This is a genomic window from Paenarthrobacter aurescens, assembly GCF_025421775.1.
GTDB classification, from domain to species: domain Bacteria; phylum Actinomycetota; class Actinomycetes; order Actinomycetales; family Micrococcaceae; genus Arthrobacter; species Arthrobacter aurescens_B.
The window spans coordinates 141,632-157,692 of the sequence record NZ_JAOEFX010000005.1; the positions used below are offsets into that span (position 1 = coordinate 141,632).

General features: G+C 60.9%; 14 protein-coding genes. 12 read left to right on the forward strand and 2 right to left on the reverse strand.

Going from position 1 to position 16,061, the window contains the following annotated elements:
* Window positions 1-2 precede the first annotated feature (2 nt).
* Entirely contained in the window at window positions 3-488 is a 486-nt protein-coding gene (locus N7568_RS12380; protein WP_261610125.1) for a GtrA family protein, read from the forward strand.
* A 3-nt stretch (window positions 489-491) separates the two neighbouring features.
* Window positions 492-1,448: a glycosyltransferase family 2 protein gene (locus tag N7568_RS12385; protein ID WP_089595595.1), complete on the forward strand. Its 957-nt coding sequence runs from the start codon at window positions 492-494 to the stop codon at window positions 1,446-1,448.
* Window positions 1,449-1,515: 67 nt separating this feature from the next.
* Here N7568_RS12385 and N7568_RS12390 read toward each other — a convergent pair whose 3' ends face one another.
* Window positions 1,516-4,959, reverse strand: coding sequence for a chitobiase/beta-hexosaminidase C-terminal domain-containing protein (locus N7568_RS12390; protein ID WP_261610126.1), 3,444 nt, complete (start codon window positions 4,957-4,959; stop codon window positions 1,516-1,518).
* Window positions 4,960-5,167: 208 nt separating this feature from the next.
* Here N7568_RS12390 and N7568_RS12395 point away from each other — a divergent pair, with 208 nt between their 5' ends.
* The 3 genes from N7568_RS12395 (at window position 5,168) to N7568_RS12405 (ending at window position 8,149) form a co-directional block, all read left to right on the forward strand.
* Window positions 5,168-5,962, forward strand: a complete 795-nt coding sequence (locus N7568_RS12395) for a hypothetical protein (protein WP_261610127.1) — start codon at window positions 5,168-5,170, stop codon at window positions 5,960-5,962.
* Window positions 5,963-6,150: 188 nt separating this feature from the next.
* Window positions 6,151-6,588, forward strand: a complete 438-nt coding sequence (locus N7568_RS12400; protein WP_261610128.1) for a hypothetical protein — start codon at window positions 6,151-6,153, stop codon at window positions 6,586-6,588.
* Between the two features lie 214 nt (window positions 6,589-6,802).
* Window positions 6,803-8,149 carry a hypothetical protein gene (locus N7568_RS12405; RefSeq protein WP_261610129.1) on the forward strand — a complete coding sequence of 449 codons (1,347 nt, stop codon included), beginning with the start codon at window positions 6,803-6,805 and terminating at the stop codon, window positions 8,147-8,149.
* A 110-nt stretch (window positions 8,150-8,259) separates the two neighbouring features.
* On the opposite strand, the gene N7568_RS12410 is transcribed toward N7568_RS12405, so the two are convergent.
* Complete coding sequence (locus N7568_RS12410; RefSeq protein ID WP_261610130.1) at window positions 8,260-11,004, reverse strand: GH25 family lysozyme; 2,745 nt, start codon at window positions 11,002-11,004, stop codon at window positions 8,260-8,262.
* A gap of 286 nt (window positions 11,005-11,290) precedes the next feature.
* On the opposite strand from N7568_RS12410, the gene N7568_RS12415 reads away from it, so the two are divergent.
* The 7 genes from N7568_RS12415 to N7568_RS12445 all read left to right on the forward strand — a co-directional run bounded on the left by N7568_RS12415 (window position 11,291) and on the right by N7568_RS12445 (window position 16,028).
* The gene (locus N7568_RS12415; RefSeq protein WP_261610131.1) at window positions 11,291-12,514 is read left to right on the forward strand and encodes a CpaF family protein; all 1,224 of its coding nucleotides are present in this window, start codon (window positions 11,291-11,293) and stop codon (window positions 12,512-12,514) included.
* On the forward strand, window positions 12,514-13,368 hold the full coding sequence (locus N7568_RS12420) for a type II secretion system F family protein (RefSeq protein WP_261610132.1): 855 nt from the start codon (window positions 12,514-12,516) through the stop codon (window positions 13,366-13,368). Before N7568_RS12415 ends, N7568_RS12420 begins: the two co-directional genes overlap by 1 nt.
* The gene (locus N7568_RS12425) at window positions 13,365-14,306 is read left to right on the forward strand and encodes a type II secretion system F family protein (RefSeq protein ID WP_261610133.1); all 942 of its coding nucleotides are present in this window, start codon (window positions 13,365-13,367) and stop codon (window positions 14,304-14,306) included. The genes N7568_RS12420 and N7568_RS12425 overlap by 4 nt, the downstream gene beginning before the upstream one ends.
* A gap of 84 nt (window positions 14,307-14,390) precedes the next feature.
* Window positions 14,391-14,630, forward strand: a complete 240-nt coding sequence (locus N7568_RS12430; protein ID WP_261610333.1) for a hypothetical protein — start codon at window positions 14,391-14,393, stop codon at window positions 14,628-14,630.
* A 3-nt stretch (window positions 14,631-14,633) separates the two neighbouring features.
* Window positions 14,634-15,059 carry a TadE/TadG family type IV pilus assembly protein gene (locus N7568_RS12435; protein ID WP_261610134.1) on the forward strand — a complete coding sequence of 142 codons (426 nt, stop codon included), beginning with the start codon at window positions 14,634-14,636 and terminating at the stop codon, window positions 15,057-15,059.
* Window positions 15,040-15,576, forward strand: coding sequence for a hypothetical protein (locus tag N7568_RS12440; RefSeq protein WP_261610135.1), 537 nt, complete (start codon window positions 15,040-15,042; stop codon window positions 15,574-15,576). Before N7568_RS12435 ends, N7568_RS12440 begins: the two co-directional genes overlap by 20 nt.
* On the forward strand, window positions 15,573-16,028 hold the full coding sequence (locus N7568_RS12445; protein WP_261610136.1) for a pilus assembly protein TadG-related protein: 456 nt from the start codon (window positions 15,573-15,575) through the stop codon (window positions 16,026-16,028). Before N7568_RS12440 ends, N7568_RS12445 begins: the two co-directional genes overlap by 4 nt.
* Window positions 16,029-16,061 lie beyond the last annotated feature (33 nt).

Sequence of the window (16,061 nt, forward strand, 5' to 3'; positions counted from 1 at the left end):
TCATGAAGGCATTCATCTCCAAGTTCCTGGCGTCCAGCTTGTTCAAGTTCCTCCTGATTGGCGGTTTGAGCTTCCTTCTGGACCTCGGACTGCTGGCCCTGTGCTTCCAGGTCTTCGGCTGGCCGTTGTGGCTTGCCACGGGCGCCGGCTTTTGGGGCAGCTTCTTCTTCAACTACTTCCTGCAGCGCCACTTTGCGTTCAACGGCGGCGGAACAGCCATTGGCGGGGTGCTGAGGTATTCGGGGCTTCTTGTTTTCAACACGCTTGCCGTGATGGGAATCGTTGAGCTTTTTGAATTCATAGGTGCCGGGTACGTGGTGGGTAAAGTTGTTGCGACGATCGTGACCATGGGATGGAACTACTTCATTTACAAGCACTGGGTCTTCCCGCAAAAGAAGCAACCGGAGACCGGTAGCGAACAGTTAGATGGCCAGTCGGGCACCGACACGCCAACACAGAGACTCACACCAAACAGCAGCGAAGGATAATCGATGTATCGAGGCGTTCGAATTGCCGCGGTAGTACCGGCCTACAAAGAAGAAAACCACATCGCCCAGGTCATCGAAACGATGCCTGATTTTGTTGATGACATCGTCATCGTCGATGACTGCAGCCCTGACGACACGTCAGGCGCAGCACGCCGTGCCGACGACGGTCGGGTCACCTTGATCCGGCACGAGGTCAACCAGGGCGTGGGAGGCGCGGTCCTTACGGCTCACAAAGCCGCAATGGAACTGGGCGCCGACATCAACGTGGTCATGGCCGGCGATGCCCAGATGGATCCCGACTACCTTCCGCAGCTTCTTGATCCAGTGGTTGATGGCTACGGCTTCGCGAAAGCCAACCGCTTCTTCTCGGGTGAGTCATTTGCGGGAATGCCTGGCTACCGCATCTTCGGCAACATCGTGTTGTCTTTCATGACGAAGCTTGCCTCGGGTTATTGGCACATCTTCGATCCGCAGAATGGCTACACGGCCATTCGCACCGAGGTCCTTCGCCGTCTCCCGATGAACAAAGTTGCCGCGCGCTACAGCTTCGAGAATGACCTCCTGATCCACCTGAACATTCTTGACGTTCCGATCGTTGATGTGCCGATTCCGGCCGTTTACGGCAACGAAGTGTCCAGCATCAAGCTGCGGAAGGTCATTCCCGAACTTCTGGCGATGCTCTTCGGCGGCTTCTGGCGCCGTGTGTGGTGGAAATACATGGTGTGGTCCTTCTCGGCGGTCGCCCTCCTGCTGATCGCCGGCATCGCCCTCATCGTCATGGGTCTGGTTGCCGGAATCTGGGTTCTTGCCGCCAGCGTTGGGTCTCCGACTGCAGGGTCGGTGATGTTGGCTGTGGTGCCCTTTGTGCTGGGCGTTCAGATGCTGTTGGTTTCCCTCCAATTGGATATCCAAGCGAGCCCGAACAGGCCCACCATGCATCCCATGAAGGAACGTACGTAGGAACTCCCATAAAAGGGGGAGGGGCCGGACCCTTGGCGTCCGGTCCCTCCCCCTTTTTTATGTGGTTCTAAGGAAGGGAAGTGAATCCTCCCCAGCCCCAACCGACCTGGCTGCGGGAGAGCCATCCGGATGTTCCGTTCCCGGGATACAGGAAGAGGTTTCCACCGGCGTCCCGGGCAAGGACATCGTTCTTGCCATCGCCGTTGAAGTCGCCTGGCCCAAGGATGGCGGTCATGCCACTCCAGCCGCTTCCGACCTGAACCCTGTTGAGCCACCCGCCCGTCCCGTTGCCTGGATACAGCCACAGGATGCCTGACGTGTCCCTGGCCAGGACGTCGGTCTTGCTGTCGCCATTGAAATCGCCCGTACTCAGAATGGCGTTCATGGCATTCCAACCTGTGCCAACCTGGGCGCTTGACGCGAATCCGCCCGTGCCGTTTCCACGGTATAGCCACAGGACGCCCGCAGAATTCCTTGCGAGAACATCAGCCTTTCCATCGCCGCTGAAGTCGCCCGGTGCCAGGATCAGCGTCATGCCAGTCCACCCGGTCCCGGCCTGAACGCGTGCTTGGAGACCGCCGGTGCCATTTCCCGGGTACAGCCAGAGAACGCCATTCGTATCCCTTGCCAGGACATCACTGCGTCCGTCCCCATTGAAGTCTTTCGTGGGGACAATTGCATTCAGCGAGTTCCAGCCAGTGCCGAGCGAACGTTGGGTCAGCCAACCACCGGTGCCGTTACCCGGGTAGAGCCAGAGGGTGCCGCCGTTGTCGCGTGCCACCACATCGTTCTTGGCGTCACCGGTGTAGTCCTTCCAGGTGTTGGCCGGAGGAGCTGTCACCGTGTAAGCCTGGGTGACGATTGCCGAACTGTTGTTGGAGGCATCCACTGCGAAGTACTTCAGTGTCATCGCCGTTGTCAGGGTAATGGCCGTGGAGTACTTGTTTGCGGCTGTGGCCGTCGGGTTTGTTCCGTTGGTGGTGAAGTAGATACTGGATCCCGGCTCATTGGCCGTGAGCGTGATCTGCTGGTTGGCAGGGTAGCTGCCCGCGGGTGGCGTCACAGTGACTACCGGGGGAGTTGTATCAAGAACCGTGTAAGCACGGGTGGTGACCGCCGAAGCGTTTCCATAGGCATCAACAGCGAGGGCCTTCACGGTGGTGTTGGCGGTCAGTGCAAACGCGGCAGTGTAGGCCTTGGTGCTACCCGAGGCACTGGTTGCGGGTGTTGTGCCATCGGTTGTGTAGAAGATGCTTCCGGGTTCGCTGGAAGACATCGTGACAAGTTGTCCCGAGGCATAGCCTCCGGCAGCGGGAGCCACCGTGAGAGCTGGTGCAGAGTTGTCCAGCACGTATGTCTGGGTGGCCACAGCTGAGGAATTTCCTGCGGTGTCCCGCGCGAAGTACTTCAGCGTCATGGACGTCAACGGCATCGGTCCCGAGTACACGGGGCTGGATGTCGTGGGCGTCGTACCGTTGGTCGTCACGTAGATGGTGGCAGCTTCATTGACCGACAAGGCAATGGTCTTGCCGGCACCGTACGTTCCTCCAGCCGGATCCACGGACACTACGGGAGCCGACGTATCAGGAGCAAAGACAGTCACGTTCCTTGAAGCCGTGGAGATATTTCCCGCATTGTCCCTGGCTTCCACCGTGAACGTGACGGGACCGCTTGGAACGTTCGTGTACGTCTTGGGTGAGGTGCACGCCGTATACGCGTTGGTCCCGAGCTTGCACCTGAATCCCGCAATATCCGGGGAGGAGGAAGCAAACGCGAAGGATGGTGAGATGCCGACTGTTGCGCCCTCTGCAGGTGAACTGATGGACACCTGCGGTGCGGTCAGGTCGGCAGTCACGGTTACCGAGGCCAGTGCGCTGACATTACCGGCCATGTCGGTGGCCCGCACCCGAAGTACGTGCTGGCCTGCCGTGGCGAGATTGAAGACGTACCCGTTGGTGCAGGCCGTAAACGTCGTGGTCGAATCGACGGAGCAGGACAACGTTGAATCCGGGTCCGAGGTGACGCCCAGGACTGGCGCTCCGTTGACTGTCGCTCCAGCCGCGGGTGACGTAATCACTGGTGTGCCGGGCGCGGTCACGTCGACGGTGAAAGCCCGCGAGACGGGAAGGCCCGACGGCGCTGCCCGCACCGAGAACGTGTAGGCGCCGTTGGCCAAGGCCGTCGACGGTGTAAAGCTGCCACTGGAACACACCTGCCAGACCGGCGTGGCAGTGCTGAGTTGGAGGCTGCATTCAAGAGCGCCGCCTGGAGGGGTCGAGGCCACCGCGAACGTCGGAGTGGAATCGTTGGTGAATGCCGGGTTGGCCGCCTGGGTTCCGTTCGCCGCCGTCGGACCGCTGACGATGGAAGGTACTACTCCGCCCAACGTGAGTAACCTGCCGCGTTCAGCGGGCTTCGCCGGATCCAGTTGTCCCGGATCTTCCATCACCAGAAGTTTGCCGGCCCGCATGGCCAGCCCCCCGACTTTGCTGAATCCCAGGGCCCATTGGTTGTCTACGGTGTCCGTGCTCAAATCGATCCGGGAGATGGTGTCCTTGCCGGCGTCGGCGGTGGTGGTTCCCCCACCCGTTCCGGTGTAGAGAACCAAAGGCGATTCCCAGTCGTAGTAGATGGCCGTAGGCTTACCGACGTTATAGAGAGGTGCTGGAACGAAATTGGTCAGCACACCGTCATCGGGTGCCGTGAAGACGGTCAACCCCGTGGTTTCGGCCACATAGACCACCACGTTGCCTGCACTATTGCGGTGCGTGGCAGCGAGGCTAAGCGAACTGGAATTGACCGAGGCTATGGATTCGATGCTCGGATGGAGAGCAGTGGGATTCACTATCTTGACGATGGAGCGAGCATTGGCAAACGACAAGTAGATGTTGCCATCAGGGCCGTCGCTGACGGCATTCGGCCGAAGGTCGCCGTCGAAGATGGTCAGTGCGCCGTCGTAGTCGAAGACACCGTTGTCCGGGTTCCAGAGTGCTCGGACTACATCGGAACTTCCGACGGCGGCATCCGGGATGAAAGCGATTTCGTCGCCATCGCCGTGGCTGGCGGGAGACGGATCGATGAGGGCGGGAGTGCCTGCCACGGCAGGGCCGCTCTCATGACCAGGCAGGGTTCCCCCAAGGCACGTGTCAGTTTCGAGTCCACCGGCCGTAGCGCCGGAGGCTTCTGTCACGCGGCAGAAGCCCGCGCGTGCATCCGAAACCCAAAGCCGTCCGTCCGGGTCCACCAAAGTTCCGGTGGCCTTGGTCAGGCCGGTGGCCACCGTTTGTCGTGCCTGGTCCGCCAAGGCCGGGCCTGCAGTGAGCACGCCGGTGAGGGCTGCCGTTGCAAGGCTGGCCGTTGCCAGAACTGCCGTCAGCTTGTGGCGTTGCCGTCCGTCAACCACCCTGCCGAGGGCGGAGGGTCGGGGTGTCTTGGAAAAGGTTCTTGAGCGACCGGCGAAGGCAAGACATGCCAAACCAAGCTGAAGAACACTGCGTTTGCGCGTGTCCACCGAGGGATCCCCACTTCATTCGGATGCTCCCCAGCTCCGCATGCATTGGTTATTCGCCCCACGCCGTTTCCGGCTGCGTCTACGTCCATCTTCCACCAATTTTCACATTTGTCACTAGTGAATTCCCGAAACGTCCCGTGTAGGACGCTAAGAGCCCGCCATCTTGACCGCGCAAGCCGGGCACCGCACGATTGAGGTGGAGGTCACAATGCGCAGACTGTTCCCGATGGCGGTGCCGATGGTGATGCTGTTGGTCGCCTGCACGGCCCCCTCAAGCCAGCCAACCACCGGAGGCAGCACGCCGGCATCGAGCAGTGCCGGCGTTACCGCGGAACCCAGCGGAACGCCGTCGTCCACTACAGCCAGCGCCCCCACTGCCGACGACGGGCCGACGGCAGGCGACGACGAACCGGGACGGTTCTCCTACCGTTGCACAAGCCTTGACGCTTCGCCGGAAGTCCAGTTGTCGAGTCTCGCCGAAGTTTGGGCCGCCAACAACTACACACGAATGGACTCCTGCGAAGTGACTTTCGCAGGTGACGAGCCATTCCTTCCCACGCCCCGTGAGGCTGAAGCGATTTCCACAGCTGCGTCGCAGGGGGCAGCAGCAGAGGATGGCCTTGCCACCATGGTGGATGTACTCCGCCTGTGCACCCGGATCAGCGATGAAACCGGACCTGGGGGATTCGAGGAGGCAAGTCACGGGACTTTGCTCGCGGCGGCCGCATTTTGTCCGGACGCTCCGCAGGGAAACATTATTGCCGCCTGGGCTCAAGGTACGAGGGTGGGAGACGGCAGCCACCTCGTGGGTGAAAGCGTGGAGCCCGGGGAAGTTCAGCTCCTTAAGCCGGGCGCTTCAGCCAGCGAATGTTCTTGGTCCCTCACCGCTCCGGATGGTTCTGTGGTTGCCAGCGGAGGAGTGCCTGAGGCCGGCAAAAACGTTGAGCTTGAAACCGGCCAGAACTTTACTAGTGACAAATGCGGAATTTGGGGGAAGATGTAGTAAGACGCAGCCGGAGACGGCTTGGGGCGAATAACCAATGCATGCGGAGCTGGGGAGCATCCGAATGAAGTGGGGATCCCTCGGTGGACATGCGCAGGCGCAGTGTTCTTCAACTCGGTGTGGCAACTTTAGCCTTGGCCGGTTGTTCAGGAACCAAAGTAGATACTTCCCAACCAGCCGCACTTGATATGGCGCCTGTTGTCGCGAACGATGACAAGATTCCCATTGAGCGTCCGGAACCTCTGATCCGATACCAATTTACGTGCACGGCGGCGGATGGCAGCCTCATCGGCAAATTTTCGAGCCTCGAAGAGGTTTGGGCATCGACGCGGTACATGCACGTCACAGATTGCCAGGTGGTATACGTCGGGAGCGGACCCCATGTCCTGACTCCCGAAGAAACGGCTGCCGTGAATGCGGCCGTGGCGGCGGGGGCGGCTACTGGCCAGGCTTCCGCGCTATGCCTGCGCATCATCAAAGCATGCACGAGGACAGATCACAGGACTCTGGCAGCATCTCTCGCCGCCTATGGGATACCCGTAGTCAAGGGCGCCTTGACGCTGGCCCCCTTGGCTCCGCAAGCTGTGCTGCTCACGAGGTGGCTCAAGACCGCGGTGCCGGGCTAAGCCCTGAATCAAGGCATATCCTGACGTCAATTTTCGAACCAGGATGGCGCTTGACAGGGCGATATTTATCCCCGGCAACCACACAAATCAACGGGATCACATGGTCTAATGAAGGTGGTCTCACGTATTGGCTGTTCAGCGTATTTTGGGAAACTGACTTTGTTTGGGGGCAAAGGAAGATCACCCGTTGCGCACAATCAAGGAGTGATCTTTTATGGCGTTTAGAGTAGGAACTGCAAGCGCTGACATAACGCCGTCGCTGAGCACCAATCCCTATATGGCCGGATATGGTTCTACCGATGGCGGACGCGAAGCCACCAGCAGTTCGCCGTTCGAGCCCCTGTACGCTCGGGCAATCCTCATCTGGGAAGACGCCCATCCCCACATCATTATCAGCTTGGACGTTCTGGCGTTACCGCGGGCAATGCACCAACGGATCCGCGACCGGATCATTGGGCTTGCGGATTGGTCCAGCAGCGATATCCTCATTCAGGCGACACACACGCACAACGGGCCTGCCCTCATTGACACCCTTCATCCGTTCATGGCGTACGGACTGGCGGACCTTGGCCTGGTGCGGTCTTACAGCTCAGACCTTGAAGACACGATTGTGGATCTCGCGCAAGAGGCCTTGGACGCGAACGAAACGGCGGTGACCTTCGACTACAAGGTTTCAACGCAGAACTTTTCCGCCAACCGGGTAGGCCTGCCGTACACGGAGACGGCCGTTCCCATCCTTGTGGCAAGACGCGGCAACGGCACGCCGGCCGCCGTGATTTTCAGCTATGGATGCCACCCGATCAGCGCGGGCCTGCGCACTCTCTTTGACGGTGATTTTGCAGCCGGCGCATGCAACTACATCGAAAACCGTAACCCGGACTGCTTCGCGATGTTCATCCAAGGTCCGGCCGGTGACCAGGACCCGGGAGGAGTCCGGAGTTGGGAACTCAGGGACCAACACGGAGACGCATTGGGGGCGACGGTGCATTCGAACATGCAGTCTGCCGGGCGTGCGCTCAGCGGGCCCATGGTCACGCGCTACCAGGAAGTCCAGCTGCCGTTGGACATCACGCCGACAGCCGGCAATCTCGCCGCTGTGCGTGCATCCTATGTTGCCCGCCTGGCGAACCCCAATGGCCAACCCCAGTGGTACCAGCGGCACGCGCAGGTGATGATCGGGCGCATTGACAGCAACAGTGTGGACACCTCGGTTCCCTCACCCTTCCAGGTGTGGAAATTCAACGGCAGCCCACAATTGAAGATCGCCATGATCGGCGGGGAATTAGTCAGTGGATACGCTGCTTACTTCCGGGGCAGAAACGGTGGAACCAACGGAATAATTGTTGGGGGATACGCAAATGAATCGTGCTGCTATATCCCAAGCAACGAATTCTTCCCGCCGTTCATGCCCCTTGGAAGCTACGAAGGCGGCTGGGAGCCGGATTTCCCGGGAATTGCCGGTGGCTCAATGACCGTGTATGGGCACTTGGCGCATTTCAAAGCGGGCACCAATGGCGTAGAGACCACGCTTGTTAATGCCATGAATGCATTGCTTGCATAATATTGATTTCGCAGTTGGCCGGGTGCTGACGCCGTGAGGGCCTGTCCAGGGAGAATTACCTTGGGCAGGCCCTCACGGCGCATTGGCATTCGAGCCGCGTGGTCCGGCTGCTATCTGGCGGCCGGGGCCAGGATAGTGAGGTTGTTCCAGCCCGTGCCGATCTTGGTTGGCGTTCCCCAGGACCGGTTGGAACCCACGGGGTAATACCGCAGTTCTCCAATGGTGGTCCGTGCGATGATGCCGGTTGAACCGGTGCCGGAGAATCCGCGCACCGCGCTGAAACTCGAAATCACGTTCCACCCGGTTCCCACCACGCCCGCAGCTTCCTGCACGAAATTGCCGGTGCCGTTTGAGCGATACAGCCTAAGGTCGCCTGTGCTTGTTTTAACCAGGAGGTCGGCGTAGGAATCTTTGTCGAAGTCCATTTGAACGATGTCCAGTCCAGTCCAGCCAACGCCGATGGAAACGCCGGTGGAAACCGCTTTTCCGGTCGGGTTGTTGAAATAGTAGAGCCGGCCGGTGGAGTCATACCCGACGATCCCGGGATGGGCATCGGCCTTCTTCCAAGTACCGACGCTCAGGGTCCAGCCCTTCCAATTGCTGCCAAGGGCGATCGCGGTCCCAAAGCCACTGCCGTTCCTGCCGGGGTAGACGTTCAACCGGCCGTCGGACCAGTGCGCCACGATGTCCAAGGCGCCGTCACCGTTCCAGTCCGTGACGAAACCAGCCTTCAGGCCGGCCCAGCCGGTTCCGATGAGGTCTTCAGGGAGTAGCGCGGTGGTGCCGGTTCCCGGGTACCGGTAGAGATTGGCGTCGGGACGGACTGCAAGGACGTCCTCCTGGTCAACGCCAAGGGTTGTCTCCACATCAATCGGGGCCCCGCTGATCAGGCTTGCGTCGTTCCACCCCAGACCGACGAGGCTGCGGTTGCCCCAGCTTCCAGAGCCGGCAGGGTAATAGTAGAGGTCTCCGTTGGAGGCCCGGGCATGAAGCCCTTGGGAGTCCGCGCCATTGAAGTTGACCGATGAGCTCACTGACGTCATGCCGGTCCACCCGGATCCGATGACCCTGCCCGGCTCGCTGACGAAGCTGCCCACTCCATTGGAGCGGAACAAGCGGAGGGTGCCGTCAGCGGTGCGTGTCACGATGTCCTGGTTACCGTCTCCATCGAAGTCGATCTGGTTCAGTTGGTGACCGCTGAACCCAGTTCCAATCAGGACTCCGTTCCCCAAACCGCCGCCGCTGCTGTTCGGGTACCGGTACAAATTGCCCAGGTAGTCCTGTCCGATGACGCCCGGATAGGCATCCTTGGAGTTCCACCACCCGACTGTCAGGGACATTTCCTGCCACCCGGAACCGACCTGGATCGGCGCGTAGAAGCTTCCGCCCGGGGCGCCCCGGAATACCTTTAGTGTCCCGTCGGACCACTGGGAAAGGATGTCCTGGACTCCGTCCTGGTTCCAATCCACGACGTAAAGGGACTTCGCGCCTGCCCACCCCGAACCAATCGCTACGGGTCCGGTGATTCGACCGGACCCGCTGGCAGGGAAGGCATCCAACCCTCCCGCGGGGGTGGTAGCGAGGACGTCGGCGGCGGATTTGATGGATGGGTTTGAGGGGTAGGAAACTCCCCGGGCAAATGTCCTTAGCTGGTCATAGCTGCCGTTGAAAATGTTTGAATCGCCTTCGAAGGGTCCAGTGCTGCTGTACTGCCACATCGTGTAATTGCCCCAACTGGCCGGCATTGAGCCCGGTGAGTTTGTTGGGTTGTTCCAATATGAGGCGATCCACAGGGGGTAACTTCCGAACGTGGAGTTGCCCACGCAGGTGTTCCACCAATCGGTGGTGCTGTAGATGACGGGGAAGCGGCCGGTCAGGGCTTTGACGGTGTTGCCGAAGTCGGCTGCCCACTGTCCCAACTGCGCCTTGGACATGTCGTAGCAAGTGTTGCCGAAGTAGAACCCGTTGATGGTGCGGCCAGCATAGGGGTTGTACTCGATGTCCAAGACGGGCGGGAGGGTGTATCCGTCAGCCGTCCAGCCACCACCGTTCGCCACGAAATACCTTGCCTGGTCAGCACCTGAGGACCAATTGGGGATGGCGAAGTGATAGGCGCCCCGCACCATGCCTACATTGCGGGATCCGTTGTACTGCTGGGTGTATTGCTCGTTGAGGTAGTAGTTGCCTTCGGATGCCTTGACGTATGCCCAGCGGGATCCTTGGTTCCATTGGCTCTGCCAGTTGATGTTGGGTTGATGGGCGCTGACGTCCTGTCCGGCGACGCCGATGGTCGGACGCCAGTGGCCAGGATCGGCTGCCATGGGGATCGCAGCACTGACTGCGCTTCCGATGGCCCGTGCGCCTGGGGCCGCCGGGGTGCCGTTGCCTTTTTGTGCTGCCAGCACCCGGGGGGACCGTTGTCCCATTTCCGCGCCGCCCGCGGGGATGGCTGCCCGCATGGCTGCTTTCATGGCTTCTGCGTCCGGGGCGTTGCCGGGCATTGCCTGCGCCTTGGGAAGCTGCGATTCGGGAGCCTTCGTAGGTTCCGCTGCGGGCAGCGGTGCAGTCCCGGGTGAAGGCTCGACGGCGGGTAGCTGCTGTTGCTGTTCGGTCGCCTCTGTCCCAGCGGGAGTCTGGACGCCTGAGGGCATCGTGGTGGTGTCGTTCCCTGTGGGCCCGGGTCCCGGCGCCGGGTTTGTTTCCTGCCCTGCCGGCGCTGGAGCTGGGCGTGGACCTTGTGTTTCTGCCCAGGCGGGCGATCCAAGGCAGCTGCCTGCTACGAGGGCGATCGTCAGCGCCAGACCGGCCCGGGCCAGCGGGATACGGCGGGACGGTTCACTCGAACGTCTTTTCATCTTCACATCCGGCCCTGTACCGCGGCTCAGCGGCGCATGGGGTGGCTTGCGGACAAGCTCCGGGGCGGGCGCCTGCGCATGAGACCAAAGGCCAGCTCCTAACGGCCTTTACCCTAACATCCTGAAACTGGAGTGACTAGTGGGATTGAGGATGCTGTCGTGACTGGTGATTCCGGGTTATCCACACACAATCGCAAGTGACTTGAGGGGGCACAACAGCTCGCTTAGCGTAAGTGACTCGAGATATGCCTCTCGTTTTTCGGGCTCATGATCGTTGGGGGAAGATGTGGATGCTGTAAGGATCGTGGAGGGAGAAGTCCGCGAGCTTATTCGACGTCGGGGTCTGGATCCTCTTGAGCAGGCTGCGGATGTCAGGCGGCTTGTGGAAGCGGCCGTCAACGACTACGACGAACGGGCGCTGTTAGGCCCGCTTCCCCCTCTGGGGCATCTTGAGGCTGCCCGCCGACATATCTTCGATGCCGTGGCGGGGTTCGGTCCTCTGCAACCACTTCTGGACGATGCCGCAATAGAAGAGGTGTGGATCAACTCGCCGCACGAGGTCTACGTGGCACGGAATGGTGAATCCGAGTTGACGGCCATCAGCCTCAGTGAGCAGCAGGTCCGCGACCTCGTGGAACGAATGCTTAAGAGCTCCGGGCGCAGGCTTGATCTCTCGTCACCATTCGTTGATGCCGCACTCCCGGACGGCTCCAGGCTGCACGTAGCCATCCCTGACATCACCCGTAAGCACTGGGCCGTCAACATCAGGAAATTTATCGCGAGGGCCAGCCGCCTGGAGCACTTGGTCGAGCTCGGAAGCCTGACGCCCCAAGCGGCCCGGTTCCTGGGTGCGGCAGTGGCCAGCGGACTCAACATTCTGGTTTCCGGTGCTACGCAGGCCGGGAAGACCACTATGTTGAACTGCCTGGCCGCACACGTTGGTTCCCGTGAACGAGTCATCACGGTCGAGGAAATCTTCGAACTGCAACTCCCACTGCGCGACGTGGTCGGGTTGCAGTGCCGCCAACCCAACCTGGAGGGTGGGGGCGAAATTCCCCTTCGCCGCTTGGTTAAGGAAGCGCTGCGTATGCGGCCGGACCGGTTGGTAGTGGGAGAGGTCCGGGAAGCGGAAAGCCTCGACATGTTGATCGCACTTAATTCAGGGCTTCCTGGTATGTGTACTGTGCACGCCAATTCCGCGCATGACGCCGTGACCAAGATCTGCACCCTCCCGTTGCTTGCCGGTGCAAATATTTCCAGTGCCTTCGTGGTGCCTACGGTGGCATCCTGCATAGATCTCGTAGTGCACTGCAGTCGCCACTCAACAGGGCGCAGGCAAGTGACAGAAATCCTCTCGCTGGGACGGAGGGTCGAAAACGGGATCATCGAATCCTCAGGTGTGTTCGGCATGGTCGCCGGCCAACTGCAGCCCAGGGGCAACTCGATGCCGGCCGCTGAGAAGTTCGCCCGCGCCGGCTTCGATGTTGCAGCGCTTCTGGAGCTGAACTGATGGCACCGCTTCTCGGCATCGTGGGTGGATTGGGAGTATTCCTTATCTGGTGGTCCGCGTGGGTGCAGCCGCCGGCGGAAACGAAAGCAGCCAAGGCCCGACGCCTGGATCTTCTGCTCATGTCGGCAGGAATTGAGAAAGTAACGGGCGGAGGACTACTCCTTACCTGCGCCGGCTTTGGCGTCTTCGCACTACTCCTGTTCTTCATTCTCACGGGCTCGCCGCCAGTTGCCATGTGCTTCGCCTTGTTCGGCTCCTGGATTCCGTTTGCCACCGTCCGTTGGCGGGCACGGAAGCGCCGGGCAGCACTGCGACTGCTGTGGCCTGACGTTGTGGATCATTTGCGGTCAGCCATCCGCGCCGGTCTTGCCCTACCCGAGGCGCTAATTCAACTGGGACGCAAAGGGCCCGAAGAGCTAAGGCCGTTGTTCCTGGATTTTGGGGCCGACTACAGATCCGGCGGGCACTTTGAGGCCGCGCTCAACAGGCTCAAACAACGGCTGGCCGACCCGGTGGCCGACCGAATCATAGAGGCGTTGCGTATGACCCGAGAAGTTGGTGGGTCGGACTTGGGGCGCATGCTGGGCACACTCTCCGAGTTCCTCCGGGACAGCGCCCGCACCCGCAGTGAGCTTGAAGCCCGGCAGTCATGGACCATCAACGCGGCCCGGCTCGCTGTTGCAGCGCCTTGGATCGTGCTGGTTGTCATGGCAAGCCGGCCCGAGGCAATGCTTGCCTACAACTCCGGCGTGGGGATCATGGTCTTGCTCGGAGGGCTGTTGGTTTCCGTCTTCTGCTATTCCGTGATGCTTCGCGTTGGGGCATTGCCTGAGGACGAAAGGGTCCTTCGATGAGCACGTCGACGGCTCTCGCCGTGCTGTGTGGACTGCTCCTTGGGACGGGCTGCTGGTTGATCCTGGTTCGACTCCATTTCATGCGGGGGAGAACGTTCTCGGACCGCATCGAACCCCAACTGAAGTTCCGTAGTTTGGAATCGCGGCTTCTGCACACACCAGCGCACAACCTCACGCCATTTGGGCCGTTGGAGAGAATACTCCGCCCGATCATGGGCGACGCCATCACCTATCTGTCCCGCTTCAACATCGGGTCCGCGGCGCTCGGAAAGAGGCTCGCGCGTGCCGGTTCGTCAAAGTCGACGCTGGATTTCCGGGCAGAGCAACTCCTCTGGGCAGGCGCAGGTTTCGTGCTGTCGGTGCTCGTGGTCGCTGTCAGCGCAGCTGCCGGGCAATTCAGCCCGGCGCTCTCGTTGGTTTCGGTAGTAGGCGGCGCAATCGCAGGCTACCTGCTCCGCGACTATGTGCTGGGACGAAAGATCAAGCGGCGCGAATCAGCCATGATGTCTGAATTTCCAAGCCTCGCGGAACTTATGGCACTCGCCGTGGCCGCAGGCGAGAGCGCCATGGGGGCCATGGACAGGGTGAGTCGCAGTTCCCGGGGTGAGCTTTCCGCAGAATTCACGGTGGTCCTGGCTGACACACGGTCCGGGAAACCATTGGCAGAGGCACTTCAGGCCTTCTCTTCAAGGTCGGAGCTGCCTCCGTTGGCCAGGTTCTTTGACGGTCTGGTGGTCGCTGTTGAACGAGGGACGCCGTTGGCCGACGTCCTCCGCGCACAGGCTGCCGATGTCAGGGATGCCGCCAAGCGTGACCTCATGGAGTCCGCGGGCAGGAAAGAGATTGCCATGATGGTGCCGCTTGTCTTCGGAGTGCTTCCTCTTACGGTCGTATTCGCTGCCTTTCCTGCCGTCGCCGCTCTGGAAATGAGCATGTAGTGCCCGCAAACAAGTCCTCCACAGCACCACTTCAATCCATCCGGTAACAACCGCATACCGCACAAATCGTCTTAGAGGAGAACCATGAAAAGAATCGCAGGAAAACTGTCCGCCACGTCCATTTCTGTCCTTTGCCGCACGCCACGGCTGATGGCGATCACCCGGGGTGCGGTACCGCCGCGGGAAGACCGCGAGCGCGGTGACGTCCCTGGTTGGGTCATGATTACTTTAATGTCGGCTGTCCTTGTCGCCGGGCTTCTCGCGATTGCGACACCAGCGTTGCAGGACCTCTTTAACCAGGCGATGAGCAAGGTGGGCAAATAAGGAATGCGGCGCGTCCGCGCCGTGGCTCCGAGGATTGTGCCCCACCACCGGTGGAGAGTCGCCGACGAGCGCGGATCTGCCGTTGTCGATTTCGTCCTGGTCGGAGCATTACTGACGGTGTTCTTCATGGCTATTGTCCAACTTACGTTGGTGTTGCACGTCCGGAACACGCTCATCGACGCCGCTGCATCCGGAGCGCGCTACGGCGCATTGGCGGACCGCACCCCGGCAGATGCCCGAGCCCGGACGACGGAGCTGATTGCCATGGCCCTGAATCAGGATTTTGCCCGCGATGTTGCCTCTTCCGTGACCACCGACGATGGAGTCCGCACCTTGGAGGTAACCGTGAAGGCACCTTTCCCGATTGTCGGGCTGGTGGGCCCCGGCGGAGTGATGGAGGTAAAGGGACATGCCGCTCTCCTTGGCTAGGCTGCACAAAACAGGGCTGACCGCCTTCCGGCAAACATTGCGTGAGGCGCTCTGCCTGCCCGCGGGCCCATCCAAAGAACGGCCGGCCGGTGCCGGAACTTCTGAAGGGCAACAGGGCAGTGCCGTCGTGGAGTTTACTTTCCTGGCGCTTCTGCTCATGGTTCCGGTGGTCTATTTCGTGGTCACAGTAGGCCAGATCCAGGGTGGGTCCTTTGCGGTTGTCGGAGCTGCAGACCAGGCCGCAAAGGTCTTCGTGACTCATGAAGACGCAGCCGGTGCGAGGATCGCCGCGGAGCGTACGGTCCTCATTGCCCTCAAGGACTACGGCCACCCACCGGACCAAGCCCAAGTTGAGATTTCGTGCGATAGAGCAGACTGTTTGGCAGCAGGAGCACGAGTGACCGTAACAGTCGGCTTGGATGTTCCCTTGCCCATGGTGCCGTTCGGGGACTCTTTGCACCTGAATGCCAGCAGGTTGAGTGCGTCCGCCACGCAGGTTGTGGGGCGCTACCGATGACAGAGTCTCCGCCCGGTGTGAACCCCCGCGAAGACGGCCAGATGTCAGTTCTCATTGTTGGTTTCGTGGTGTTGGCCCTGCTCCTGGCCACCGTGGTCATGGGTGCATCAGCGATCTACCTGGAGCACAAGAAGCTGCTGTCCCTGGCGGACGGGGCCGCCCTCACCGCCGCCGACTCGTTCATGGTGGGGGAGCTTGGAGGAGGAAGTCTGCCATCCCCATCGCTGGTGGACCAGCGCGTTGTAACGGCCGCGGGTTCCCACCTGGTCAGCAGTGATGCCTATTCCCGGCACGACCATTTGGTTGTCGCCGCCGGTACGGGCAGCGAGCCTGGCGGCACGGCCGTGGTAGTTCTAACGGCTGTTGCCCATCCTCCCGTGATCAGCTTTCTGTTGCCCGAAGGGATCGTCGTTGAGGCCAGATCGACGGCTCGTTCGTCGCTGACGCAGTAATGCTCAGGCAATCGGGGAGGGACGACGTTAGGG